This is a genomic window from Natronomonas sp. (assembly GCF_028274965.1).
Lineage (GTDB): Archaea > Halobacteriota > Halobacteria > Halobacteriales > Haloarculaceae > Natronomonas.
The window spans coordinates 151,820-175,361 of record NZ_JAQCNO010000048.1 but is presented as its reverse complement, the minus strand read 5'-3'; the positions used below and the strand labels follow the sequence as shown (position 1 = coordinate 175,361).

22 protein-coding genes are annotated in these 23,542 nt (G+C 70.6%); 6 read left to right on the top strand and 16 right to left on the bottom strand.

Annotation, left to right across the window (positions count from 1 at the left end; genetic code table 11):
• Positions 1–2 precede the first annotated feature (2 nt).
• Positions 3–2,537, top strand: coding sequence for an efflux RND transporter permease subunit (locus Q0916_RS07040; protein WP_299236082.1), 2,535 nt, complete (start codon positions 3–5; stop codon positions 2,535–2,537).
• 429 nt (positions 2,538–2,966) lie between these two features.
• Positions 2,967–3,725 (top strand): IclR family transcriptional regulator, encoded by a 759-nt coding sequence (locus Q0916_RS07035; RefSeq protein ID WP_299236081.1) that lies wholly within the window; start codon positions 2,967–2,969, stop codon positions 3,723–3,725.
• Positions 3,726–3,865: 140 nt separating this feature from the next.
• Here Q0916_RS07035 and Q0916_RS07030 read toward each other — a convergent pair whose 3' ends face one another.
• The 7 genes from Q0916_RS07030 to lipA form a co-directional block, all read right to left on the bottom strand.
• Entirely contained in the window at positions 3,866–4,609 is a 744-nt protein-coding gene (locus Q0916_RS07030; protein ID WP_299236079.1) for a DNA polymerase sliding clamp, read from the bottom strand.
• Between the two features lie 93 nt (positions 4,610–4,702).
• A complete protein-coding gene (locus Q0916_RS07025; RefSeq protein ID WP_299236078.1) occupies positions 4,703–6,370 on the bottom strand; it encodes a dihydrolipoamide acetyltransferase family protein in 1,668 nt (555 codons plus the stop codon).
• Position 6,371: 1 nt separating this feature from the next.
• Positions 6,372–7,370, bottom strand: a complete 999-nt coding sequence (locus tag Q0916_RS07020) for an alpha-ketoacid dehydrogenase subunit beta (RefSeq protein WP_299236076.1) — start codon at positions 7,368–7,370, stop codon at positions 6,372–6,374.
• Positions 7,367–8,473, bottom strand: coding sequence for a pyruvate dehydrogenase (acetyl-transferring) E1 component subunit alpha (gene pdhA / locus Q0916_RS07015; RefSeq protein WP_299236075.1), 1,107 nt, complete (start codon positions 8,471–8,473; stop codon positions 7,367–7,369). Before pdhA ends, Q0916_RS07020 begins: the two co-directional genes overlap by 4 nt.
• 96 nt (positions 8,474–8,569) lie before the next feature.
• Complete coding sequence (locus Q0916_RS07010) at positions 8,570–9,226, bottom strand: DUF7351 domain-containing protein (protein ID WP_422656520.1); 657 nt, start codon at positions 9,224–9,226, stop codon at positions 8,570–8,572.
• 23 nt (positions 9,227–9,249) lie between these two features.
• Positions 9,250–9,606: a DUF7347 domain-containing protein gene (locus tag Q0916_RS07005; protein ID WP_299236072.1), complete on the bottom strand. Its 357-nt coding sequence runs from the start codon at positions 9,604–9,606 to the stop codon at positions 9,250–9,252.
• A gap of 68 nt (positions 9,607–9,674) precedes the next feature.
• Complete coding sequence (gene lipA / locus Q0916_RS07000) at positions 9,675–10,595, bottom strand: lipoyl synthase (RefSeq protein ID WP_299236070.1); 921 nt, start codon at positions 10,593–10,595, stop codon at positions 9,675–9,677.
• 111 nt (positions 10,596–10,706) lie between these two features.
• Here lipA and Q0916_RS06995 point away from each other — a divergent pair, with 111 nt between their 5' ends.
• Together Q0916_RS06995 and Q0916_RS06990 are read left to right on the top strand one after the other, a co-directional pair.
• Positions 10,707–13,061 carry a DEAD/DEAH box helicase gene (locus tag Q0916_RS06995; RefSeq protein ID WP_299236099.1) on the top strand — a complete coding sequence of 785 codons (2,355 nt, stop codon included), beginning with the start codon at positions 10,707–10,709 and terminating at the stop codon, positions 13,059–13,061.
• 106 nt (positions 13,062–13,167) lie between these two features.
• Entirely contained in the window at positions 13,168–13,746 is a 579-nt protein-coding gene (locus Q0916_RS06990) for a response regulator transcription factor (RefSeq protein WP_299236068.1), read from the top strand.
• A gap of 68 nt (positions 13,747–13,814) precedes the next feature.
• On the opposite strand, the gene Q0916_RS06985 is transcribed toward Q0916_RS06990, so the two are convergent.
• Both Q0916_RS06985 and Q0916_RS06980 read right to left on the bottom strand, forming a co-directional pair.
• Positions 13,815–14,165: a fluoride efflux transporter FluC gene (locus Q0916_RS06985; protein WP_299236066.1), complete on the bottom strand. Its 351-nt coding sequence runs from the start codon at positions 14,163–14,165 to the stop codon at positions 13,815–13,817.
• On the bottom strand, positions 14,153–14,512 hold the full coding sequence (locus Q0916_RS06980; protein WP_299236065.1) for a fluoride efflux transporter FluC: 360 nt from the start codon (positions 14,510–14,512) through the stop codon (positions 14,153–14,155). Before Q0916_RS06980 ends, Q0916_RS06985 begins: the two co-directional genes overlap by 13 nt.
• Positions 14,513–14,594: 82 nt before the next feature.
• Between Q0916_RS06980 and Q0916_RS06975 the strand changes: the two genes are divergently transcribed.
• Positions 14,595–15,044 carry a DUF7382 domain-containing protein gene (locus Q0916_RS06975; protein WP_299236064.1) on the top strand — a complete coding sequence of 150 codons (450 nt, stop codon included), beginning with the start codon at positions 14,595–14,597 and terminating at the stop codon, positions 15,042–15,044.
• A gap of 25 nt (positions 15,045–15,069) precedes the next feature.
• Here the strand turns inward: Q0916_RS06975 and Q0916_RS06970 are convergent, their stop codons facing one another.
• Together Q0916_RS06970 and Q0916_RS06965 are read right to left on the bottom strand one after the other, a co-directional pair.
• On the bottom strand, positions 15,070–16,503 hold the full coding sequence (locus Q0916_RS06970; RefSeq protein WP_299236063.1) for a zinc ribbon domain-containing protein: 1,434 nt from the start codon (positions 16,501–16,503) through the stop codon (positions 15,070–15,072).
• A complete protein-coding gene (locus tag Q0916_RS06965; protein WP_299236061.1) occupies positions 16,500–17,678 on the bottom strand; it encodes a thiolase domain-containing protein in 1,179 nt (392 codons plus the stop codon). The genes Q0916_RS06970 and Q0916_RS06965 overlap by 4 nt, the downstream gene beginning before the upstream one ends.
• A gap of 180 nt (positions 17,679–17,858) precedes the next feature.
• On the opposite strand from Q0916_RS06965, the gene Q0916_RS06960 reads away from it, so the two are divergent.
• The gene (locus Q0916_RS06960) at positions 17,859–19,031 is read left to right on the top strand and encodes an MFS transporter (protein ID WP_299236059.1); all 1,173 of its coding nucleotides are present in this window, start codon (positions 17,859–17,861) and stop codon (positions 19,029–19,031) included.
• A gap of 50 nt (positions 19,032–19,081) precedes the next feature.
• Here Q0916_RS06960 and Q0916_RS06955 read toward each other — a convergent pair whose 3' ends face one another.
• The 5 genes from Q0916_RS06955 to Q0916_RS06935 all read right to left on the bottom strand — a co-directional run bounded on the left by Q0916_RS06955 (position 19,082) and on the right by Q0916_RS06935 (position 23,484).
• On the bottom strand, positions 19,082–20,260 hold the full coding sequence (locus tag Q0916_RS06955) for a CaiB/BaiF CoA transferase family protein (RefSeq protein WP_299236057.1): 1,179 nt from the start codon (positions 20,258–20,260) through the stop codon (positions 19,082–19,084).
• Between the two features lie 45 nt (positions 20,261–20,305).
• Positions 20,306–21,046 (bottom strand): protein-L-isoaspartate O-methyltransferase family protein, encoded by a 741-nt coding sequence (locus Q0916_RS06950; protein ID WP_299236055.1) that lies wholly within the window; start codon positions 21,044–21,046, stop codon positions 20,306–20,308.
• Between the two features lie 54 nt (positions 21,047–21,100).
• Positions 21,101–21,766: a protein-L-isoaspartate(D-aspartate) O-methyltransferase gene (locus Q0916_RS06945; RefSeq protein WP_299236097.1), complete on the bottom strand. Its 666-nt coding sequence runs from the start codon at positions 21,764–21,766 to the stop codon at positions 21,101–21,103.
• Positions 21,767–21,768: 2 nt separating this feature from the next.
• Positions 21,769–22,419 (bottom strand): HVO_0476 family zinc finger protein, encoded by a 651-nt coding sequence (locus Q0916_RS06940; RefSeq protein ID WP_299236053.1) that lies wholly within the window; start codon positions 22,417–22,419, stop codon positions 21,769–21,771.
• Positions 22,420–22,488: 69 nt separating this feature from the next.
• On the bottom strand, positions 22,489–23,484 hold the full coding sequence (locus Q0916_RS06935) for an aminopeptidase (protein WP_299236051.1): 996 nt from the start codon (positions 23,482–23,484) through the stop codon (positions 22,489–22,491).
• Between the last annotated feature and the right edge of the window lie 58 nt (positions 23,485–23,542).

The window sequence follows — 23,542 nt, the reverse complement described above, 5'->3', positions numbered from 1 at the left end:
CGATGGGTGACGACCCCGACCCCGACTCCGATTTCGGCCCCGCGCCCGCATCCGAGGGCGACCCGCCGCCGGATCCCTTCGCCGATCTGGTCACCCCGCTGATACGGGACCGGCCCTGGACGATCGTGGTCGCCTTCCTCGCGGCGACCGCCCTCCTCGCCGGCGGGATCGGCGCCGCCGGCGGCCAGCAGGCCGGGACCGACCAGTTCACCGACGACTTAGAGGAGTCCCAGGCCCTCGAGGACATGGAGGAGAACTTCGACCGCGGCAGCCGCGCCGGCGGCGCCTCGAGTGCGAACCTCTTTTTGGAGGAGCCGAACGTCCTCTCGAAGCCGAGCCTACTGCGGATGCTCGAGGCCCAACACCGCCTCGAAACGCACGACACGCTCCGGGTCGTCTCGACGACGAGCCCGGCGTCGCTCGCCGCCGAACAGCTCGATCCGTCCGCCGAGACGCCGGCGGAGAAACGCCGGGTCATCGAACGGTCCTCCGAGCGGCGGGTCCGGGCCGCGCTCGCCGAGGCCGACGACGCCGCCGGGCTCTCTGTTAGCACCGACTACAACCCCGCGGACGGTTCGGCCTCCGTCGCACAACTCGCCGTCAGGTACGACACGCCGCCGCTGTCGGACACCGCCGACCGGGCGAGCCTCCAGTTCCGGACGGTCGACGTCGTCGCCGGGATCGACGGCTACGAGCCGGGCGAGAACGTCGTCGTCTCCGGCGACGCGATCATCGATCAGGAGATCAACCAGCTGCTCACCGACACCGCGATCCTCGTCTTTCCCGCGGCGCTGTTGCTCATCACGTTCTTTCTGATCGTCGCCTACCGGGACCCGGTGGACCTCGCGTTGGGCGTCGCCGCCCTCGCGATGACGCTCGTGTGGACGTTCGGGTTCATGGGGTACGCGAACATCCCCTTCTCGGACACGCTCGTGACGGTCTTTCCGCTGCTTTTGGCCGTCGGGATCGACTTCGGGATCCACATCATCAACCGCTACCGCGAGGAGCGACTCGCGGGCAGCCCGATCGCCGCGTCGATGGAGACCACCACCACGCAGCTCTCGACGGCGTTTCTCATCGTCACGATCACGACGGTGATCAGCTTCGTCGCGAACCTCACCAGCTCGCTCGGCCAACTCCAGGACTTCGGCGTCGTCTCCGCCGTCGGGATGGTGTTCACGTTTCTCATCTTCGGCGTGTTCCTCCCCGCCGGCAAGGTCTCGCTCGACCGGCTCCGGGCGGGAACCCGGTTCCCGCGGTTCGGGTCGACGCCGCTCGGGACCGAGGGGTCGCTGATCGGCTCCGTCCTCCCGCTCGGCACCACGGCGGCCCGGGTCGCCCCGGCGCTCGTTCTCGTCTCGGCGCTTTTGATCGGCGGGATCGGCGGCGCCTACGGGACCGGCGTCGACACCGAGTTCTCACAGGAGGCCTTCTTCCCCGACGAGGACCGCGTCGAGCGGTTCCAGGCCCTCCCCGAACCGTTCGCGCCCTCCGAGTACACGTTCATGACCGTACTCCGGTACCTGGAGGAGGACTTCGAGCAGAACTTCGTCGGCAGCGTAACGGTGTACGTCGAGGACCGAAACGTCCGATCGGACGTCGCGCTCGCCGACATCGACCGCGCGCTCGAAGACCCCCCGGAGGCGTTCGAACGCACCGACAGGCGCGCCGACGCGACGAGCATCGTCGGCGTGATGGAGTCCCGCGCCGCCGCTGACCCCGAGTTCGCGCGCACGGTCGAGCGGTACGACTCGACCGGCGACGGGATCCCCGACCGCAACGTCGACGTCGTCTACGAGGAACTGCTCGCCTCCCCCGCCGGCGACCGGGCCAGAGAGTCGCTGACGAGCGACCGGAGCGCGACGCGGATCCGGTATCAGGTCGCCGTCGACGCCGACGGCGACGAGGCGGTGACGGCGGCCCAGACAGTCGCCGACGACATGCGGTTGGACGCCGTCCCGACCGGGGAACTCGTCGTCAACCGGGTCGTCATCGACCGGATCACCGAGTCGGCGATCGACAGCCTCGTCGTCGCCTTCCTGCTTACGGCGGCGTTTCTCACGCTCTCGTACCGGTGGCTGGAGGGCCGGGCCGTCTACGGCGTCATCAACCTCGTCCCCGTTTTGATCACCGTCGGCGCGCTCGCCGGGTCGATGCGGTACTTCTCGATCCCGCTGACGCCGTTCAACGCGCCGATCCTCTCGGTGTCGATCGGCCTCGGCGTCGACTACACCGTCCACTTCATGCACCGCTTCGTCGACGAGTTCGAACGCGGCGGCGACGTCCACGACGCCCTCCGCGTCACCGCCCGCGGGACCGGCGGCGCGCTGACGGGGAGCATGCTGACGACGGTCTGCGGGCTCGGCGTGCTCTACGTTGCGATCATCCCGCTGATCGCGGACTTCGGGCTGTTGCTCGCGTTGGGCGTGCTGTACGCGTACCTCGCGTCGATCCTCGTGTTGCCGTCGGTGATCGTCGTCTGGCACGCCCTCGAAACGCGGTACAACTCGCCGTCCGCGTTCGCCGACCGCCTGTAAAACAGCGCCGCATCGCGCGGGCAACGAGTCCCACCGCGCGGACGCCCGACCGCTCGATTACCGGAACAACTCGAGGAGTCGATCGACCGGGCGACGGGCCTTCTTCAGGTCGTCGTGTCGGGGGTTGTCCTTCAGTCGGAGCAGTTCGTCGTCGGCAGGTTGGCTCTTTTCTGTCATCAACAGACCGTACGCACCGGAGCCATATTAATATGTCGAATAATATATGTTTCCCGATGCGGAACGACGCGGATGGGATCAGAGAGCGGCTGAAAACGGTGAAGTTCGGATATTAGCCGGCAGCGGCGATACTACCACGGAACTGAAATATCACGGATAATCACGCGGGACCGAACCGCGTTTCCCAGGGGCGAACGCCCGGCCGGACCGCGGCCGAACAACGCTTATCAGCGGAGACGCCGAACCGCAGCCATGGACGACGACCGCGTCCGTGCGACCGAGACCTCGGTCCGGATGCTCGAGGGGATCGTCGAACTCGGGGGCGAGGCCGGCATCACCGAACTCGCGACGCACCTCTCGGTCGCCAAGAGCACGGTGTACAAACACCTCAACACGCTCGAGACGAGCGGCCTCGTCGCAAAACGCGGCGATCGCTACCGGATCGGACTCCGGACGCTGGAGTTCGGCGGCCACGCCCAGCGCTACGACGGCGTCTACGACACCGCCCGCCCGCAGGTCCGGAAGATGGCCGACGAGACGGACGAACTCGCCAACCTCATGTTCGCCGAGGACGCCTGGGGCGTCTACGTCCACACCTCGCGCGGCGACGACGCCGTCGAGATCGACACCCAGACCGGGCGCCGCGCCCACCTCCACGCGACGGGGCTCGGGAAGGCCATCCTCGCGACCTTCGCGGACGACCGGGTCGAGCGGATCGTCGACAGGCGGGGGCTGCCCGCCGTGACCGAGCACACGATCACCGACCGGGCGGCGCTGTTCGAGGAGCTCGAGGCGATCAGGGACACCGGGATCGCCCACGACCGCGAGGAGTGCATCGAGGGGATGGCCTGTCTCGCCCGCTCGCTGTCGGTCCCGAGCGAGCGCCCGGCCGCGATCAGCATCACCGGGCCGGTGAGCCGCGTGACGACCGGCGAGGCCGAGGCGACGATCCGGCGGACCCTCGAACAGGCGGCCAACGTCATCGAACTCAACCTCTCCGGGTCCGCCTGAGCGGACGTTCGCCGTCGGGAAACGAGCCGCGGTTTCGACCGCCCCGCCGCTTCTCGGTCGTTCGCAGCACCGAAACGGCCGGCCGACCCCCCGGCGCCGGGCGCGGGCGGATCAAAAAACGCGCCGCGCGCCTTGGGGCCTCAGTCGCTCTGGATGCGCGGCGCGAGCATGAACGTGACGTGGCCGTCGCCCTCCGCGAAGCCGAAATGCAGTTTCACGGGGAACTCCTCGCCGAGTTCCATCGTCACCTCGGCGTCCTTCGGGATCGCCTTGTTCATGTCCTTCAGGTAGTCGAGCGAGAACAGCGACCGCGCCTCGCCGGCGGTGAGATCGATGAGGTCCTCCCGGTCGAGTTCGAGGTGGACGTCGTCGGTGTCGCCCTCCGCGTCGACGTAGAACTGCTCGGCGTCGGTGTCGACCCCCAACGCGATGTGGTCGGACACCATATCGGCGGCGGTGACCGCGCGGGCGATGTCCCTGCCCTCGATGACGACCTCGGCGGCGAGATCCAGATCCGGCAGGTCGGGCTCCTGTCTGATCGAGTCCGGGTCGATCAAGGCGAGCGTGTACTCCAAGCCGTCCAGCGAGATGTGCAGCTTCCGGGTCTCCTCGTCGAGTTCGAGGTGGACGAGTTGGCCCGCGTCGGCCATCCCGACGATGTCCTCAAGCCGATCGAGGTTCACGCCGATGATCCCGCCGTCGGTCTCGTAGGACTCGAAGGCGTTCGCGGACAACTCGAGGTCGACCATCCCGACGTTGGCCGGGTCGACCGCACGGATCGTGAGGCCCTCCTCCTCGAGGCGGATCTTGCACTCGTCGACCAGCACGCTGACCGAGTCCAGCGCCGCCCCGAGCGTGTCCGCGCTCACGATAGCCTTGAACATATACCCCCTCATTCTGCCCGATCACTAAAAAATCGTCCTATCTGTTCCCCGCCCGAACGCGGCCCGACGCCGCCACCGTCGCGGGGCCCCGTCTCACTCCAATAACAGCAGCTCCGGGTTCTCGAGGTACTCGATGACGGCGTTCGTGAACCGGGCCGCCTCCGCCCCGTCGATGACGCGGTGGTCGATCGACAGCGACAGCGTCATGACCTTCCGTGCGACGACGTCCCCGTCGAGTACCCGCGGTTTCTCGGCGATCGATCCCGTCCCCAGGATCGCCGTCTCCGGGTAGTTGATGATCGGCGTCGCGTACTCCCCACCGATCGCCCCGAAGTTCGTCACCGAAAACGTCCCGCCGCGCATCTCCTCGCGCTCGATCGACCGATCCCGGGCCTTCGCGACGAGTTCGGCCATCTCGTCGGCGATCTCGAGGAGGCCCTTCCGGTCGGCGTGCTCGACGACCGGGACCATCAGCCCCGCCTCCGTCGCCGTTGCGACGCCGACGTTGTACTCGTCTTCGAGCACGATCTCCTCGCGCTCCTCGTCGAGTCTGGAGTTGAGGATCGGATACTCCCGGAGCCCGGCGACGACGGCCTTGATCACGAACGGCATGTACGAGAGGTCGCTGCCGCGCTCGGCGGCGCGCTCTCTGAGCCGGCTCCGCGTTTCGACGAGGGCGGTCACGTCGGCCTCGTCGTGGTGGGTGACGTGCGGGGCGGTGTACTTCGAGCGCTCCATCCGCTCGCCGATCGTCCGCCTGATGCCGCGATAGGGGATCCGCTCGCCGCCCTCGCTCTCGGCCTCACTCTCACCCTCACTTTCCTCGGCGGTCGACTCGCTCGGCGTCGGCGACGCGGTCTCGGCGGCGATGGCCTCGGCGTCGGCCGCCTGTGCGCGCTTTTGTGCCTCCGCGTACGCGTCGATCTCCGCCGGCGTGACGAGCGCCTCGCCGTCCTCGCGGCGGTCGGTCGGCACCGAGTCGACGTCGATCCCGGCCTCGTCGGCGAGCCGCCTCGTCGCCGGCGCCGCGAGCGTCCGGTCGCGATCGGCCGGATCGGGACCGACGGCCCCGCCGTCGTCCGCCGCAGTGTGGCCCTCGCTCCCGGCGGCATCCGCGAACCCCTCGCCGTCGTCGATCCGTCTGGTCGCCGGCTTCGGCGCCTCTTCTGATCCCGTCTCTGTCCCCGTTTCGGTTTCCCTCCCGTCGGTCTCCGAAGAGCCGTCGTCCGCCGTCGCGTCGCCCTCGGCTCCGGCGGCGGCCCGGACGTCGCCGTCGGTGATCCGTCCGCCCGCCCCGCTGCCCGCGACCGCGCCGAGATCGACGCCGAGTTCCCGCGCCAAGCGCCGCGTCGAGGGGGCGGCGAACGTCCGCCGATCCGTCGGGGGTCCGTCGTCGGCTTCCGATCCCGGCTCCGCGTCCGCATCCGAGTCCGAAGCCGGGTCCGGGCCTGGGTCCGTTCCCGCGTCCCCCGTCTCCGCGTCCGCCTCCCGGCCGTCGTCAGCCGTCTCTTCTGCCGTTTCGCCGTCGACGTCGAACGTGACGATCACCGTCCCGACGGGGACCATCTCGCCTTCCTCGGCGCGGATCTCCCGGACCGTCCCGTTCACCGGCGCGGGGACCTCCACGACCGCCTTGTCCGTTTCGACCTCGGCGACGGGCTGGTCCTCCGTCACCCGGTCGCCGACCGAGACGAGCCAGCGGACGATCTCGGCCTCCGTCAGCCCCTCGCCGACGTCGGGGAGTTCGAACTCGCGGACCATGTCAGAACGCCACCGTCTCCCTGATCGCCTCCTCGATCCGCGTGTCCTCCGGCATGTAGTAGTCCTCCAGGGCGTACAGCGGGTACGGCACGTCGAAGCCGGTCACGCGCTCGATCGGCGCCTCCTGGTAGTACAGCGCCTCCTCCTGGATCGTCGCCGTGATCTCCCCGGCCAGCCCGCCCGTCTTGGGCGCCTCGTGGACGACGACCGCCCGCCCGGTCTTCTCGAAGGACGCCAACAGCGTGTCGGTGTCCATCGGCGACAGCGTCCGCATGTCGACGACCTCACAGTCGATCCCGTCGTCGGCGACCGACTCGGCGGCCGACAGCGTCGGCCGCGTCATCGCGCCCCACGTGAACACCGAGACGTCCGCGCCCTCGCGGCGGACGGCGGCCTCGCCCAACTCGACCGTGTAAGGCTCCTCGGGGACGTCCCCGCGGAACGCCCGGTAGATGAGCTTCGGCTCTAAGAAGATCACCGGGTCGGGGTCCCGGATCGACGCGGCGAGCAGCCCCTTGGTGTCGTACGGCGTCGAGGGGACGACGACCTTCAGCCCCGCCTCGTGGACGTAGATCGCCTCCTTCGACTCGGAGTGGTGCTCCGGCGCGCGGATCCCGCCGCCGTAGGGCGCGCGGACGACCATCGGGCAACTGAAACGCCCCCGCGAGCGGTTCCGGAGCCGGGCGGCGTGGGAGACGATCTGATCGAACGCGGGGTACATGAACCCGGAGAACTGGATCTCCGGGACCGGCCGGAGGCCGTAGGCGGCCATCCCGATCGAGGTCCCGACGATCCCCGACTCGGCCAGCGGCGTGTCGATGACGCGATCCTCGCCGAACTCCTCGTAGAGCCCCTCCGTCGCCCGGAAGACGCCGCCGTTCTTGCCGACGTCCTCGCCGAGCACAAGGACGTCCTCGTCGCGGTGCATCTCGCTTTTCAGTCCGTCGCGGACGGCCTGTACCAGGGTCAGGTTCTGGGTGTCCGGTTTCTGCGTGCTCATTCCAGTAGCTCCTCGTCGCCGTGGCGCTCGCACAGCCCCTCGAGATCGGCGGCCTGTTCGGCCAGCCGGTCGGTGCGCTCGGCGTAGACGTGATCGAACATATCGCCCGGCTTCGGGCGTTCGGTTCCCTCGGCGGCCTCGATGGCGTCGGCGACCTCGGCCCGCACCGACTCCTCGATCGCCGCGACCCGCTCGTCGTCGACGATCCCCCGTCCGCGGAGGAACGCCTCGAGCCGCGGGATCGGGTCCTTCCGCTTCCAGCGTTCGACCTCCGCGTCGTCGCGGTACACGGAGGGGTCGTCGGCGGTCGTGTGCGCCCCGAAGCGGTACTGCACCGCCTCGATGAGCGTCGGCCGCGCGCGGCCGTCCTCGCCGTTGCGCCCCTCGCCGGTCGCGTCGGCGATCGCGTCCGACGTCGCCTGATACACCGCGAGGGGGTCCATCCCGTCGACGACGACGCCCTCGAACCCGTACGCCTCCGCCTTCCCCGCGAGCGTCTCCGAGGCCGTCTGGCGCTCTCTCGGCACCGAGATCGCCCACTGGTTGTTGTTACAGAAGAAGACGGCGGGCACGTCGAAGACGCCGGCGAAGTTGAGCCCCTCGTGGAAGTCCCCCTCGCTCGTCGCACCGTCACCGAAATAACAGACGAACGCCTCCCCGCCGCCGGAGAGCTTTGAAGCCCACGCTGCGCCCGTCGCGTGAAGCACCTGCGTTGCGATCGGCACCGCGACCGGGAACACGTTCAGCCCGGTGAGCTCGTTGCCGCGCTCGTCGCCCATCCAGTACCGGAGGGTCCGATCCAGGCCGACGCCGCGGACGTACGACGCGGCGTGCTCGCGGTAACTCGGAAAGATCCAGTCGTCCGGCGAGAGCGCCATCGCGCTGGCGACCTGTGCGGCCTCCTGGCCCGCCAGCGGCGGGTACGTCCCCATCCGACCCTGCCGCTGGAGGCTGACCGCCCGCTCGTCGAAGTGACGCGCGAGCCGCATCGTGCGGTACATCTCGACGAGCGTCTCCTCGTCGAGATCCGGCACCGTCGCCCCGTCGACGACCGTCCCGTCCTCGTCGAGTATCCGGACCCGGTCGCCGGGGTCCGCGCTCATCGGTTCCTCCTTCGCATATAAATCACGTTCGCGCCCGTCGGCATAGTAGTTGCGTCGGGGCGAACCACCGGGGACGTACCGCGCCGGCGACTGTACTCAGTTACAGAAAACACTGATGTTCGGATCGGACGACGGCACGGACGCGGCGAGCGCTCGGCGACCCATCGCGGTCCCGGGTGGGGATGCGCCCGCCGTACGCCCCTTTACTCTCTCTCCCGTCCGCGCCGCCTCGCTCACCGACAGCGTCGCGTCGACCCGCACCGCCCGGTCGTCGTCCGGCGACGGGACGGCGTACACCACCCCCTCGGCCGTCGGCTCCGCCGGCCACCCGAGCAGCTCGCACAGCTCCCGAAAGCCCGGTGCGGCGGCGTCGTAGCCCCGATCGGTGAGCGCCCCGGCGACGACCGGGTGGTCGTGGGCGGCGAACACCGGCACGAACACCCGGTGGAACCGGCAGTTCCGGCAGGTGGCCGCCGCCGAAACCCGGGGTTCGGTCCCGCAGGACGAACAGAGCCCGCCGTCCGGGACCGAATGCTCCGCACAGACCCGCAGTTCCGGGTCGACCCGACCGGCACAGACCGGGCAGACGCCCGCGCACAACAGGTCGATCTCGGCGACGTAGTTCACGCAGGCCGCCCGCACGACGCCCGAAAGCGACCGGTCGGCGATCCCGGCCGGCGGCACCGAGTGGGTGGTGATCGCCCCGCCGTCGGCGTCGATCGCCCCCTCACACGCCGTACAGCGCGTGTACAGCCGCCCGTCGCTGTAGGAGACCGTTATCGAGGCCCCACAGCGGTAGCACGTCTCGTCGAGTTCGACGGGCCGAACGAGGGGTCGTCGGTGACGGTCCCCGCGAGGATCGCCCGGACGACGTGGGTGCCGGCCCGCCGGATGACGTACCCCTCCGGGGCGCGCTCGACGAACGGGCCGACGAGACGGTCGAGGTGGTAGCTGAAGTTGCCGCTGTCGCGCGCCCCGACCGCGTTTCGCAGCTCCGAGAACGGGACCGGCTCCGCCCGGTCGCCCGCCCCCTCGTGGGCCCGCCGCCAGAGCTCCCGCAGTATCCGTATCCGCGTCTCGGTGCCCAACAGCGCGAACGCCTCGTCCGCCGAGACCCCCTCGCCCCGGTCCATACACGACAGTGTGTGCCCGCCGGCTAAAAAACGTGATCCGCACGGGTCCCGTCGGCGCTCGGCGTCGCCTACTCGGCGGCGGCGCGGGCCTCCGAGACGGTTTTGCCGTCCCGAAGCAGGGCCTCGACGAAGAGCTCGCCGGCCTTGAACGACGAGCGGACCATCGGCCCCGACGCGCAGTACAGAAAGCCGAACTCCCCCTCTGCGACCCGCTTCCAGACGTCGAAGACGTCGGGGTGTACGTACTCGAACACCTCCAGGTGCGACCGGGAGGGCTGGAGGTACTGCCCCAGCGTGACGACGTCGACGCCGATCTCGGAGAGGTCCGACAGCGTCCGGTACACCTCGTGGTCGTACTCGCCGACGCCGAGCATGAGACTCGTCTTCGCGTACGCCTCCGAGTCGACGACGCGTTCGAGCACCGAGAGCGACTGCTCGTACCCCGCCCGGCGGTCGCGGACCGGCCACTGGAGCCGTTCGACCGTCTCGACGTTGTGCGCGACGACGTCCGCCCCCGCCTCGATGACCCGCTCGACGGCGTCGAGATCGCCCCGGAAGTCCGGGATCAACGCCTCGACGAGGACCTCCGGGTCGCGCCGCTTTATTTCCTCGACCGTCTCGGCGAAGTGGGCCGCGCCGCCGTCGGCCAGATCGTCGCGGTCGACGGAGGTCAACACGACGTACTCGAGGCCGATCTCGCCGACGGCCTCGGCGACCGACGCCGGCTCGTCGGGGTCGAGCGGCTCCATCCCGCCCGTCTCGACGTCACAGAAGTTACAGCCCCGCGAGCAGCGCTCGCCCATCAGCATGAACGTCGCGGTGCCGGGGCCGTTCCGTCCGCTCCAGCACTCCCCGAGGTTCGGGCAGTTCGCCTCCTCGCAGACCGTGTGAAGCCCCCGATCCCGGAGCGTCGATCTGATCTCGGTGAAGCGCTCGCCGCTCGGCGGACGGGACTTCAGCCACTCCGGCTTCCGGGGCCGACTGCTCATGTCTCTTCCTTCGGGCGATCGCACAAAAGGGTGTGGCCCCGGACGGAAACGCCTATACGCCCGGCACCCTCGGTTTCTCGCGTGGCAGGTCGCACGGGGTACGAAACGGGCATCGCCGTCGAGGACGTCCTCCCGGCGTTCGCCGACGCCTTCCCGTTCGAGTCGTTCAACAGGATGCAGTCGGCCGCGCTGCCCGCGCTCGTCGAGCGCGACGACAACGTCGTCGTCAGCGCGCCGACCGCAAGCGGCAAGACGGCGCTCGCCGAGGCGGCCATCTGCCGGACGCTCGCGGCCGGCGGCACCGCGCTGTTTTTGGCCCCGCTTCGCGCGCTGACGAACGAAAAGGAAGACGAGTGGGACCGCTTCGAGTCCCTCGGGTACTCGGTGTACGTCGTCACCGGCGAACGGGAACTGACGCCGAGTCGCGCCGAGCGGGCGGACATCCTGGTGATGACCCCGGAGAAGGCGGACTCGGCGACCCGGAAACACGACTCCCCGCGGTACTCGTTTATGACCGACGTCGACTGCTGTGTCATCGACGAGGTCCACCTCCTCGATTCGGATCGCCGCGGGGCCGTCCTCGAGGTGACCGTCTCGCGGCTCAGGCGGCTCTGTGCGCCGCGGATCGTCGCGCTGTCGGCGACGATGCAGAACGTCGACGACGTCGCCGGGTGGCTCGACGCCCCGGGCGACTGCACCTTCGAGTTCGGCGACGGGTACCGGCCGGTGCCGCTCTCGGCGACGGTCGAGACGTACGCCCACGGCGAGAACGCCTTCGCCGACAAGTACCGCCGGCTCTACCGGGCGTTGGACCTCGCACAGCCGCACATCGACGACGGCGGTCAGGCGCTCGTCTTCGTCGCCTCCCGACAGGACACCGTCCGGGCCGCGGAGAAAGCGCGGGACGAACTCGCAGAGCGCGACGTCGAGATCTCCTCGCGGGGCGACTACGAGTACCACACCGACGCCAGCGAACTGGGAAACGACACGCTCAGACAGTCGGTCGTCGACGGCGTCGGCTTCCATCACGCCGGTCTCTCGAAGGCCGACAAGGACCGCGTCGAGGCGTGGTTCAAAGCCGGGAAGATACAGCTCCTGTTCTCGACGTCGACGCTGGCGTGGGGCGTCAACCTCCCGGCGCGCTGTGTCGTCATCCGCGACACCAAACTGCACGACCCCCTCGAGGGCGAGGTCGACATGAGCCCGCTCGACATCCTCCAGATGCTCGGCCGCGCCGGCCGGCCGGGCTACGACGACGCGGGCTACGCCCACGTCGTCTGCGACGGGGCCGACGCCGAGAAGTACCGCCGGCTGCTCCGGGACGGCAAGCCGATCGAGTCCCGCCTCGCCGAGGAGCTTGACTCCCACCTGAACGCCGAGATCGCCCTCGGCGTCGTCGACGACATCGAGGACGTGATGGGCTGGCTCGAAACGACGTTCTACTACGCCCGCGCCCAGAGCGCACCCGATCGCTACGACGACAGCGCGTCGCTTCGCGATCGCGTCTCCGCGACGCTGCAGCGGCTCGTCGACGGCGGCTTCGTCGATCAGTCCGGCTTAGAGATCGAACCAACGGCGCTCGGCCGCCTCGCCTCGCAGTTCTACCTCCGGCTCGAAACGGCCGAGGCGTTTCACTCGCTGTGCGTCTCGGGCGGCGACGGGACGAGTTCCCTCGGGGAAACGGATGTCCTCCGGGCTGTCGCCGACGCGGCGGAGTTCGACAGCGTCTCGGCCCGCCGGGACGAACGCGAGGCCTTCGGCGCGGTGCTGGACGGCGACGGGACGGACCTCGATCCGGGCAACCGGAAGGTGCTCGCGATCCTCAAAACCGGGATGTCCGGGACGACCCCCGGCGAGCTCAAGAGCGACGCGTGGGTCATCAGGCGGAACGGACTGCGGTTTCTGGCCGCGCTCCGGGCCTTCTGCGAGCGGTTCGGGACGCCGAGCGACGCGAACCTCGTCCGCCGCGTCGAGGCCCGCGTCGAGCACGGCGTCGGCAGCGAGGCGGTCGGCCTGGTCGCCGTCGATGGGATCGGCGCGGGCCGGGCGCAGAAACTGGCCGCGGAGGGGCTGAGTGACCCCGCCGACATCCGCGCCGCCGGCGTCGAGGGGCTCGTCTCAGCGGGCCTCTCGGAGGGCGTCTCCGAGCGCGTCCTCGAGCAGGCCGGCGCGCTGCCGGCGCTCTCGATCGAGTGGCGCGGCGTCCCCGAGGCCGTCGGCGCCGGCGAGAACGCGATGGGCGAGGTCACGGTGCGAAACGAGGGCGACGGCGAACCGGCCGGCGTCCGGATCACCGTCAACGGGATCGAGATGACCGCCGAGACCCGGTATCTCGGCGAAACGACGCTCCCGGTCGGCGTCTTCGGCGGCGACGCGGAGGAGCTCGTCTACGAACTCGAGGTCGCCTTTCCCGAACTCCCGCTGCGACCGATCACCGACCGGCGGGTCGTCGCGATCGAGGCCTGACCCGACGGCTACCGATCGGCTCTCTCGGCGCCCGTTTCGAGCGATGAAACCGATGTGGTCGATATGTGTGCGACGCTCGTTCACACAGACGAATGGGGTGTCTCGTGTGAGCGACGAACCGACCGTGCTCGTCGTCGACGACGAGCCCGAACTCGCCGATCTCTACGGGGTCTGGCTGCGTGAATCGTACGACGTGCGCACGGCCTACGGGGGTGAGGAGGCGATCGACGCCTTCGACAGCGACATCGACGTCGCGCTCATCGACCGGCTGATGCCACGGATGGCGGGCGACGAGCTGCTCTCGCACGTCCGGTCTGCGGGGTACGACTGCCGCGTGTCGATCGTGACGGCCGTCGAACCCGATTTTGACATCATCGAGATGGGGTTCGACGAGTACCTCGTCAAGCCGGTCCAGCGCGCGGAACTCCGGGAGGTCCTCGAGGCGCTTACGACCCGCTCGGAGTACGACGAACGGGTCCAGGAGTTCTTTTCGGTGGCCTCGAAGCGCGCGGCGCTGCAGGCGCGCAAAAACGAGGAGGAACTCCGGGCGAGCGAGGCGTACGCGGAGCTGACCGCCGAGTTCGAGCGGATGCGAGCCGAGCTACAGCGGACCGCCGATCGGCTCCGCCCCCGCGATTTCGAGGCCGAGATGCGCAAGCTGTCCCCGGCCGTGGGCGACGACTGAGCCGCCGCGTCGGACCGGCGGCGCGTTCTAGCTCTACCGACCGGGACGGGTCCGTTTCCGGGGCCGCCTCAGCCGGCGAGCGAGCCGACGGCGCCACCGGCGATCACCGCGAGGAGCGCAACGACGAGGGTCCCGACGGCGTTCGCAAGCGCGACCGCCGGCTCCTCCTCTGCGAACCGGACGGTCTCGACCGCGAACGACGAGAACGTGGTGAACGCGCCACAGAACCCGACGCCGAGCGCCAGCGCCGCCGTGCTCCCGAGCTCGGCGCTTAGAACGACGCCGAAAAGAAACGAGCCCCCGGCGTTGACGAGGAGCGTATCGAGTCCGCGACGGCCGACGACCGTCCCGACGGCGTACCGCGAGACGGCCCCGAGCCCGCCGCCGATCCCGACCGCGAGCGCGCTCACAAGCGCCACCGGACCACCCCCGCCGCGGCGACGACGGCGGACAGCCCGAGCGCGTACGTCCCGACGACGTTCAGCGCCGCCACCCGCGGGTCGAGTCCGGCCGTCTCGGCGGCGAACGCGCTGTATGTCGTGAACGAGGACACGAACCCCGTCGACACGACGAGCCGCGTCCGCTCCGTGAGCGCGCCGTTTCGGTCCGCTCCGTACACGAGGATCCCGAGCAGAAACGAGCCGACGACGTTGACGAAAAGCGTCCCCCACGGGAACGAGGCCGGAAAGACGACCGCGACCGCGTGTCGGCTCACGGCGCCGGCCGCCCCGCCGATCGCGACCAAGGCCGCGGCCCGTCGGTCCATGCCCGCCGGGTCTCGCCGGACGCACAGGGGCGTTTCGGTGTCCGGGCGACGGTTTATATGTCCGAACGCGGCCAGACGGCGTATGTCGGAGCGACGGCGGTTCCACAACGACACGCGAGGGATCGAAGGCCTTCCGGTTAGACTGGTCATCGCCTTGGTCGTCGGCGTCGCCAGCCTCTCGGTGATGATGAACATGATCTCGGGCATCTCGGGGCTCGCTGTGGCCGAGTTGGACGTCCAGCCCGAACCCGAGGTCGCCACGCCCGGCGAGCACACCGTTGAGGTCGCCGTCGTCGATCCCGATGGCCAGAGGGTCTCGGACGCGACGGTCATCGCCCGCGGCGGATCGGCGCGCCTGGACGGCGTCGAGACGGCGACGACCGACGCCGACGGCGTCGCAACGATGGAACTCTCGACGGCCCTCGGCCCGAACCAGCGCGACGGGACCGTCGAGTTCGACATCAAGCCGCCCGCGGGCGACGATTACGCCGACCGACGCGGGAACACGGCGCTTTTGATCGTCTCCGAGTGAGCGCCCGCGCCCGCCGACCCCCCGGTCAGTCCCGGGCCCCCGCGGGGCGGATCTTGAAGCCATAGCGGGTCACGCCCTCCTGGGTGTAGATCCGCCGGATCGTCGTCTCGACCCGATCACCGATCCCGAAGGCCTCGGGCGCCGCGTCGGTCCCCATCGCCGCGACGCTCACCGACGCGTCGTCGACGCCGGCATCGAGCGCGACGATTGCGGTCGCGTACTCGCCCGCCCGCGCCTGCTGTTCGGCGAACTCGGGCGGCGCGCCGCCCTGCGAGACCGTCGTGACCGCCTCGATCGTCCCCGTCCCCGGCAGGCGCACGCGCTCGTACTCACAGAGCGCGCCACAGCCGGTACACGCGCCCTCCGGCGGGAACGAAAACGCCCCGCAAGCGGGACAGCGCCCGGCCTCGAGGTTGTACCGCTGGGGCACCGAGCGCCGCCAAGAGGGGACGCTGACGTACGCGCCGCCGCCGGAGGGCGGCCCGTTCGTGACCACGCCGCGCTGCCGGAGGTACTCGGCGTACGAGAGCGACCCGTCGCCGTCGAGCGCCGTTCGCGCCGGCGTTTCGCCGCTCGCCTTGACGACGAACGCGTCGGCGACCGCGCCGCCGCCCTGCGAGACCGCGAGCACCCGCCGGTGGCCCGCCTCGAGCGCGGCCGCCAGCGACACCGGTACGCTCGCCGCGCCGAGATCGCCCAGCGCGTGAACGGTCGCCGCGGCCCGGATGTCGCCCGTGCCGACGCCCGCCGCGTCGGCGGCCCGGTAGGGCAGTTTCCCGTCCGGGGCCTGGATCGCCGCGGCCTCGGCGTCCGGATCGGCGTCGAGACCGTCCACCGCCCCGGCGATCGACTCGGTGAACGCCCGCCGGTCGTACTGCGTCACGCCGAGCCCGCGGGTCTCGTCCTCGCCGGTGACCCGAAAGCGCGTCCCCGGATACGGGGCCGCGTACTCGGCGTGGTCCCGTATCTCCGCCGGGCCCTCGCCTTCGAGAACGAACGCCGCCGCCCCCGCGCCGGCGGCGTGGTCGATCGATCCGTCCGTCGCCCCCGCCGGCGCGTCGGCCGCGACGACGAGTCCGATCTCGCGGCCGGCTTCGAGCGCGTCGCCGCCGGCCCGAAGCGCGCGCGTTCCGGCCCGCGTGCTCCCGGTGAAGACGTGCCGCGTCGCGGACTCGGAGACCCCGAGCATCGCCCCGAGGCGGGCGGTCAGGTCCTCCTCGGCAAGCGGCGGCCGCGAGGACGCGAAGCCGATCCACCCGACGGCCCCGGGATCGGTCCCCGCGGCCTCGATCCCCCGCGTCGCCGCCTCGTAGGCCATCGTCAACGCGTCCTCGTCGGCCGCGGGGACCGCCTTCGTCTCGACGCCGTCGGCGTCGAAGTGACCCCACGCCTTCTCGAAGGCGTCGGCGCTGATGCGGAACCGCGGCGCGTACGCGCCGACCCCGGTGATCGCCGTCACGCGCCGACCCCCCGTTCTCTCTCGAGGACGTGTACGACCGACGCGCCGCCGCTGCCGCCGACGTTGTGCGTGAGCCCCCGAACCGGGCCCTCGACCTGCCGTTCGCCGGCCCGCCCCGCGAGCTGTTCGTACGCCTCGACGATCTGGCCGACGCCCGTCGCGCCGATCGGGTGGCCCTTCGATTTGAGCCCGCCGGAGGTGTTGACCGGCAGTTCCCCGCCGAGGTCGGTCCGGCCGGACTCGACGAGCGCCCCCGCCTCGCCCCGCTCGCAGAACCCGAGGTCCTCGTAGGCGAGCAGTTCCGCGATGGCGAAACAGTCGTGGACCTCGGCGAAGTCGACGTCTCCGGGACCGACGTCGGCCATCTCGTACGCCGACTCGGCGGCCCGCCGGCTCGCCGGCACGCCGGTGTAGGTGTCCCGCTCGAAGAGCCCCACGGCGTCGCTGCCCGCCCCGACGCCGGCGATTCGGATCGGATCGTCGGTGTACTCGCCGACGACATCCTCGCTTACGATCACCGCACAGGCCGCGCCGTCGGAGGTCGGACAGCAGTGATAGAGGTTCAGCGGCTCGGCGACGACCGGGGCCGAGTTGGCCTCCTCGAGGGTGCACTCGAACCCCAACTGCGCGTGGTCGTTTTTCGCCCCGTTCGAGTGGTTCTTGACGGCCACCTGCGAGAGCTGCTCCTCGGTGGTTCCGAACCGCTCCATGTGGGCGCTCGCCATCTGTGCGTACACGCCCGAAAACGTGGTCCCCGAGAGCCGCTCCCACTCGGTCTCCCCGGAGACGCCGAGCCAGTACTTCGCGGCGTCCGAACTGGTGTCCGACATCACCTCGAAGCCGCCCGCGAGAACGACGTTGGCCATCCCGGAGCCGACGGCCTGGACGGCCTGCCGGACGGCGAACCCACCCGCCGCGCAGGCGTTTTCGACCCGCGTGCACGGGACGCCGCCGAGGCCGACGTGTTCCGTGACCGCCGGCCCCGGGAGGCCGAGCTGTCGGCCGCCGACGCCGAGCGTTCCGACGAACGCCTCATCGATGTCCTCGCGGTCGATCCCGTCCGGAACGCTGTCGGCGGCGGCCTCGAAGGCCGTCCGGAACAGCGACCGGTAGCTCTCCTCCGGGAACGCCCCGTAGTCCGACTGCCCCGCGCCGACGAGGTATGCGTCTCGCATGGGTGCCCGTGGACCGCCGGCAGTATATAGATGTGCGCGTCCGAACGCGGCGGATCGCCTCCGCCGGCTCTCCACGGTCCTCCGCCTGTCTTGCGCCGACACCGCCCCGCGGCTCTGTTGAACCGGTCGCCCCGGCGCGACATCAAAAGGGTCTTTCCGACGCTATCTGAACGACTACCGGTGAAGTGGTCGTACCGGAGTACGGTCCTCGTGCTGTGTACGGCGGCGTTTTTCGTCACGGTCACCGCGCGGCTGGTCATAAGCCCCGTCGTCTCTGACGTTGAGGCGACCTTCGGGGTGAACACGGGGACAGTCGGCCTGGCGCTGTCCGGCATGTGGGCGATGTACGCCCTCTCGCAGTTCCCGAGCGGCGTCCTCGGGGACCGCTACGGCGAAACACGGATCATCCTCGCCGCGGTCGGCGGAACCGCCGCCGCGAGCGCGCTGTTGGCGCTGTCCCCGACGTTCGTCTCCTTCGGGCTCTTCGCGGTCGTCCTGGGCGGCGCGGCCGGCCTCCACTACAGCGTCGCCACGACGCTTGTCGCCCGCCAACACGACCGGACGGGCCGGGCGATCGGGATCCACGTCTCGGGGGCGCCGATCGCCGGCCTCCTCATGCCGCCCGCGGCGGCGGCCATCGGCGCGCGGTACGGCTGGCGGCCGGCGGTACTTCTCGGAACCGCCGCGGGGATCCCGGTCGCCGCCGCCTTTTGGCTGCGGGTCCGGCCGATCGAACCGCGGGCCCCCGACGCCCGGATCCGCGATCGGGTCCGACTCGGCGCGCTCTCGGAGCTGTTGGCGCGGCCGTCGATCGCGTACACGACCGCCCTCTCGGGGCTCGGCGCGTTCGCCTGGCAGGCGACGGCGTCGTTTCTCCCCGCGTTCCTCCAGCAGGGCTACGGGCTCTCACAGACCGCCGCCGGACTCCTCTTTTCGCTGTACTTCCTGACGAACGGGGTCGCCCAGCCGGTGATGGGAACGGTGTCGGACCGGCTCTCGCGGGACGCCGCCGCGTCGATCACGATGGCCGCCGGTGTCGTCGGGTTCGGCCTCCTCGTGGTCGGCGACGGCGACGCGATCGCCGTCGTCGGCGTCGGGTGCGTCGGGCTCTCGATGACGTGGGGCGCGCCGCTGCAGTCGCGGTTCATGGACGTCCTCGGCGAGGACGAGCGCGGACTCGGGTTCGGCCTCGTCCGGACGGCGTACATGCTGATCGGCGCGCTCGGCAGCGTCGTCGTCGGGACGGCCGCGGACCTCTTCGGGTGGGGGGTCGCCTTCGGCCTCCTCTCGGGGGTGACCGCAACGGTGCTTTGCGTCATCGCGCTGAACAGACTGCTCTCGCTCGGGTGGTGACCCGGCCGAACCCGGCGCCGACGCGCCGACCCGCTCTTGTGGGCGGGGGCTCAGACGATCCCGCTGGATTCGAGTTCGACGATCTCCTCCGGTGAGTACCCCAGTTCCTCGAGGACCTCGACGGTGTGCTCGCCGAGCGTCGGCGGTGCCCGCTCGTGTGTCACCTCGAGCGAGGAGAAGTTGACCGGGTTCGCCGGGGCCTTGAACGTCCCTTCCTCGGGGTGTTCCATCTCGGCTATCATCCCCCGCGCCTCGATGTGGGGGTCGTCGATGACCTCCGCGACGTCGTTGATCGGCGCGCAGGGAACGTCGTACTCGCGGAGGTGCTCGATCCACTCGTCGGTCGACCGTCCTGCGAATATCGCCTCAAGTTCGGCGTCGAGTTCCGCGCGGTTCGCGACGCGCTCGGCGAACGTCTCGAAGCGCTCGGAGCCGATCCACTCCTCGCGATCGAGCGCCCGACAGAGGTTCGGCCAGATCCCCTCGCTGACGACGCCGACGATGACGTGTGAGTCCGCCGTCTCGACGGCCTGATAGGGGGCGAGACTGGGGTGTTTGGTCCCCATCCGCTCCGGCACCTCCCCGCTCGCGAAGTACCCGGTGACGTGGTACAACAGCCACTGGAAGCTGGTGTCGAAAAGCGAGAGGTCGATGTGTTGGCCCTCGCCCGTCCGCTCGCGGTGAAACAGCGCGGCCAACACCGCGTACGTCGCCGTCATCGCACAGGAGACGTCGGAGATCGAAACGCCGACGCGGGCCGGCTCCTCCGGCGACCCGGTGATGCTCATCATCCCCGTCTCGCCCTGGAGCACGATGTCGAATGCCTTCCGGTCGCTGTAGGGGCTTCCGGGGCCGTACCCCGACACGTCACAGTAGATCAGCCCCTCGTTCAGCCCCCGGAGCGTCCCGTACTCCGCGCCGAAGACGGCGTCGTTGCCGGGCGCGAAGTTCTGGAGGAACACGTCGGCGTCCTCGATCAACTCGTGGAGGATCGCCTGCCCCTCCGCCGACGTCAGATCGAGCGTGACGCTCCGCTTGTTGCGGTTCAGGCTGACGAAGTACGCCGACAGCCCGCCGTACTCGGGCTGGTAGGTCCGCGTGAGGTCGCCGTGCTCCGGGCGCTCGATCTTGATGACGTCCGCGCCGAGGTCGCCGAACGTCTGACTCGCCATGGGCCCGACGAGCGCCTGCGTCGCGTCGATAACCGTAACGCCTTCGAGGGGTCGCATACCCCCCGATCGGGGGACAGCGGATTATACGTTCGGGATGTTTGGCTACGCCCGCCGGTCCCAGTCGATCCAGGTCTGCTCCCAGCCCTTCCGGCGCTCGGCGTCCCGGCGGGCGTGCTCGCGGTCCTCGCGTTGTGTCCGGTTTCGCTCGACCGTCTCGGCCTGTTCGCCCTCGACGAGCATCGGGTGAAACGCGACGGTGCCGTACTCGGCGACCCGGTCGCCGCCCTCGATCGCGACGAGCTCCTGGCCGCCGCCGCCGATCGGCATGACGAGCCGCCCCTCCGGCGTCAGCTGCTCGAGGAGCGCCCGCGGCGGCTCGATCGCGGCCGCCTCGAGGAGGATCCGGTCGTAGGGCGCGTACTCGGCCAGCCCGCGGGCCCCGTCGCGGCGGTCGACGAGCACGCCGGGGTACCCCGCGCTCGCGAGGTTCGAGCGGGCCTCGTGTACCATCCGCCTGGAGATGTCGACCGCGTGGACGCTCGCCTCGTCGGTCAGCTCAGCCAGCACGGCGGCGGTGTACCCGACGCCCGCGCCGACGACGAGGACGGTGTCGTCCGGGCGCGCCCCGAGGGCCTCGAGCAGCCGCCCGGCCGCGCTCGGCGAGAGCACGCGGGTCCCGAGCCGCTCGAAGGACCGATCGGCGTAGGCGACGGACTCGTCCTCGACGAAGGGCTCGCGGGGCACCGACCGCATCGCGACGCCGAGCCGTTCGGAGCGGACGACGGCCTTGGCCTCGTGTTCGAGGCTGTCGACCATGTCGTCCCGGAGCACCACGGGGTCCATACCCTGTCTCGGACCCCCATCCTATTGAATCGCGCGGAGTGGGCCGCCCCGCCTTTATTTGCCGGCTTCGCCCTGCATCTCGACGAACCGGACGGCCCCGTGCTCGCTGCGCTCGAGTCCGTCCTCGGTCACGACCGCCTCGAGGAGCGTCTGTCGGTCCCGCCCGATCGGCGCGAGGACCCGCCCGCCGACCCGGAGCTGTCCGAGGATCGGATCGGGGAACTCGGGGGCGGCACACGCGAGGTACGCGGCGTCGTAGGGCGCGTGCTCGGCCCACCCCTCGGCGCCGTCGCCGACGCGGACGCTCACGCCGCCGTAGCCGAGCCGATCGAGCCGCGCCCGGGCGTCCTCGGCGAGCGACGGCACGTACTCGACGCTGTAGACGTTCCCGTCGCCGACGATCTCGGCGGTGACGGCGGCGTGATACCCGCACCCGGTCCCGACCTCGAGGACCGCGTCCCCCTCCGTCAGCGCCAGCCTGTCGCAGACGATCCCGACCATGTGCGGCGCCGAAACCGTCTGCCCGGCTCCGATGGGCAGCGGCCGGTCGACGTAGGCCTCCCCGCGGTGCGTCTCGGGGACGAACTCGTGGCGCGGGACACACCGGAGCGCCCGCTCCGTCGACGGGCGCTCGATCCGGCCGGCCTCGAGGAGCCTATCGACGAGCCGCTCGCGGGCCGCTTCGAAATCGCCGTCGCCGCTCGGACCGCCCCCGACCATCCCTACCAGCCCGACCACGCCCGGGTCCGGGCGTCCTCGTTGCGGGCGTACAGCCGCTTGACGTCCTTCGCGAGGACGGTGTCGCCGGCGAAGTCGTACCCCTCCCGGTCGTAGCCGCTCGCGTCGTCGCGGACGAGGATCCGCTCGACCTCGAACTCCTCGTCGCCGTACTTGTGGGTCCGGCCGACGACGAACTCCTCGTCGCCGGGGACGCGGATGCGGACGCTCTCGGTCTCGTCGTACCGGCCGTCCTTGGGATGCAGCGTCAGGTTCACAGAGACGTTCCCGACGGCCCGCGTCCAGAGCGTCCGCACGTCCGTGGCGTCGGCCGCCTCGAGGCGCGCGCCGTCGACGGACTCGATCGACGTGATCCGGACGGTCAGGATCGCCTCGGCGGTCTCGACGAGAAACTCGTCGCCGGCCGCGAGCGTCTCGTCGGGCGGGACGTCGATCCGGGCCTCGATCGATTCACCGTCCTGCGAGACGATGACCCGCCGCTCGACGGTCGTCTCCTCCTCGAGGGTACTCTTGTGGACGTGGCCGCACTCCCCGCAGCGGACGGTCGCCTGTCCGCCCCGGTTGAGGACCTCGTGGGCCGTCTCCGCGCCCGGTGAACAGGACGGACAGCGGACCGCGACGCGCTGGTGGCTCATTGGTCGTACCAGTCCGCCTGGACGTATAAACGCGTGGCTCCGTCCTCGGGGTCCCCGCGCCGCCCGCCCTCAGCCGCCCCCGGCCGTCGGCAGTTCGATCGCCTCGCCGTCGACGAGCACCGTCGGCTCCCTGAGGATCCCGTCCATGTGGATCGGCGCGTCGGTGTCGCCGCCGATCCCGGCGTCGTCCCCGACCGCGATGTGGACCGTCCCGCCGGCCTTCTCGTCGAGGAGGACGCTCCCGACGAGATCGGCGACGCCGATGTTCGTCCCGATCCCGAGTTCCGCGAGGTTGTAGGCGTCTCGGCCCACCTCCTCGGCGGCGGCCTCGATGTCCGACCGGACGTCGGGGTCCGAGACCGACGTGACGACCCCCTCTTCGACCTCGAAGGCGACGGTTTCGCCCGCCTCGAGCAGCCCGTGCGGTCCGATCGTTCCGTCGACGACGTACCTCCCGTCGGCCGACTCGGGGCTGACGAAGACCTCGCCGGCCGGCAGGTTCGAGAACGACCCGGGGTCGCGCACGACGCCCGTATCGCGCATCCAGGGGCGATCGCCCGGCCGGACGGTGATGTCGGTGCCCTGCGGCGAGGTGATCCGGATCTCCTCGGCGCCCTCGACGCGCTCGGCCATCGCCGCGCACTCGGCCTCGATCGTCCCGTAGTCGGCGTCGAGTCCGACGGTGAACACCTCCTCGGTGATCCCTGGGAGCGTTGCCCCGCGGGCGCCCCCCTCCGTCGCCTCCGAGCGCGCCCTGGTGTGGCTCAGGCTCTTTGTCGTCGGGGCGAGAAAGACGTCGGCGCCCCGGAGCGCCGCCGCGACGGGCTCGGGGGGCTCCGCGCCGTGTTGGGGCCCCGGCGGGTACCGGACGATCGCGGCGTCCTCGGTCGCCTCGAGGGCGGCCCGGTGCAGCGCCTCGCCGATCGGTTCGCGCTTGTCGTCGGTGACGACGACGCAGCCCTCGTCGGCCCCGACCCCTAGACACTGCTCGATCGCCGTCTCGGCGGCCGCCGCGACCGCCTCGCCGTCGGTGATCGTGACCGCGTCGTGGTCGTTTCCGTCCATGTCCGGGGTTAGGACGGCGGCCGCAAAGACGTTCCTGTTCGAGCCCTTCGACGCGGAG

Bases quoted from the DNA above. Each gene is read 5' to 3' on its own strand.
- Q0916_RS06950 (WP_299236055.1), bottom strand. From the start codon at position 21,046: ATGGACCCCGTGGTGCTCCGGGACGACATGGTCGACAGCCTCGAACAC.
- Q0916_RS07025 (WP_299236078.1), bottom strand. From the start codon at position 6,370: ATGGTCCGCGAGTTCGAACTCCCCGACGTCGGCGAGGGGCTGACGGAG.
- pdhA (WP_299236075.1), bottom strand. From the start codon at position 8,473: ATGAGCGCGGACCCCGGCGACCGGGTCCGGATACTCGACGAGGACGGG.
- Q0916_RS07005 (WP_299236072.1), bottom strand. From the start codon at position 9,606: ATGGACCGGGGCGAGGGGGTCTCGGCGGACGAGGCGTTCGCGCTGTTG.
- Q0916_RS06955 (WP_299236057.1), bottom strand. From the start codon at position 20,260: ATGCGACCCCTCGAAGGCGTTACGGTTATCGACGCGACGCAGGCGCTC.
- Q0916_RS07040 (WP_299236082.1), top strand. From the start codon at position 3: ATGGGTGACGACCCCGACCCCGACTCCGATTTCGGCCCCGCGCCCGCA.
- lipA (WP_299236070.1), bottom strand. From the start codon at position 10,595: ATGAGCAGTCGGCCCCGGAAGCCGGAGTGGCTGAAGTCCCGTCCGCCG.
- Q0916_RS06935 (WP_299236051.1), bottom strand. From the start codon at position 23,484: ATGGACGGAAACGACCACGACGCGGTCACGATCACCGACGGCGAGGCG.
- Q0916_RS06980 (WP_299236065.1), bottom strand. From the start codon at position 14,512: ATGGACCGACGGGCCGCGGCCTTGGTCGCGATCGGCGGGGCGGCCGGC.
- Q0916_RS07020 (WP_299236076.1), bottom strand. From the start codon at position 7,370: ATGAGCACGCAGAAACCGGACACCCAGAACCTGACCCTGGTACAGGCC.
- Q0916_RS06940 (WP_299236053.1), bottom strand. From the start codon at position 22,419: ATGAGCCACCAGCGCGTCGCGGTCCGCTGTCCGTCCTGTTCACCGGGC.
- Q0916_RS06945 (WP_299236097.1), bottom strand. From the start codon at position 21,766: ATGGTCGGGGGCGGTCCGAGCGGCGACGGCGATTTCGAAGCGGCCCGC.
- Q0916_RS06975 (WP_299236064.1), top strand. From the start codon at position 14,595: ATGTCGGAGCGACGGCGGTTCCACAACGACACGCGAGGGATCGAAGGC.
- Q0916_RS06965 (WP_299236061.1), bottom strand. From the start codon at position 17,678: ATGCGAGACGCATACCTCGTCGGCGCGGGGCAGTCGGACTACGGGGCG.
- Q0916_RS07030 (WP_299236079.1), bottom strand. From the start codon at position 4,609: ATGTTCAAGGCTATCGTGAGCGCGGACACGCTCGGGGCGGCGCTGGAC.
- Q0916_RS07035 (WP_299236081.1), top strand. From the start codon at position 2,967: ATGGACGACGACCGCGTCCGTGCGACCGAGACCTCGGTCCGGATGCTC.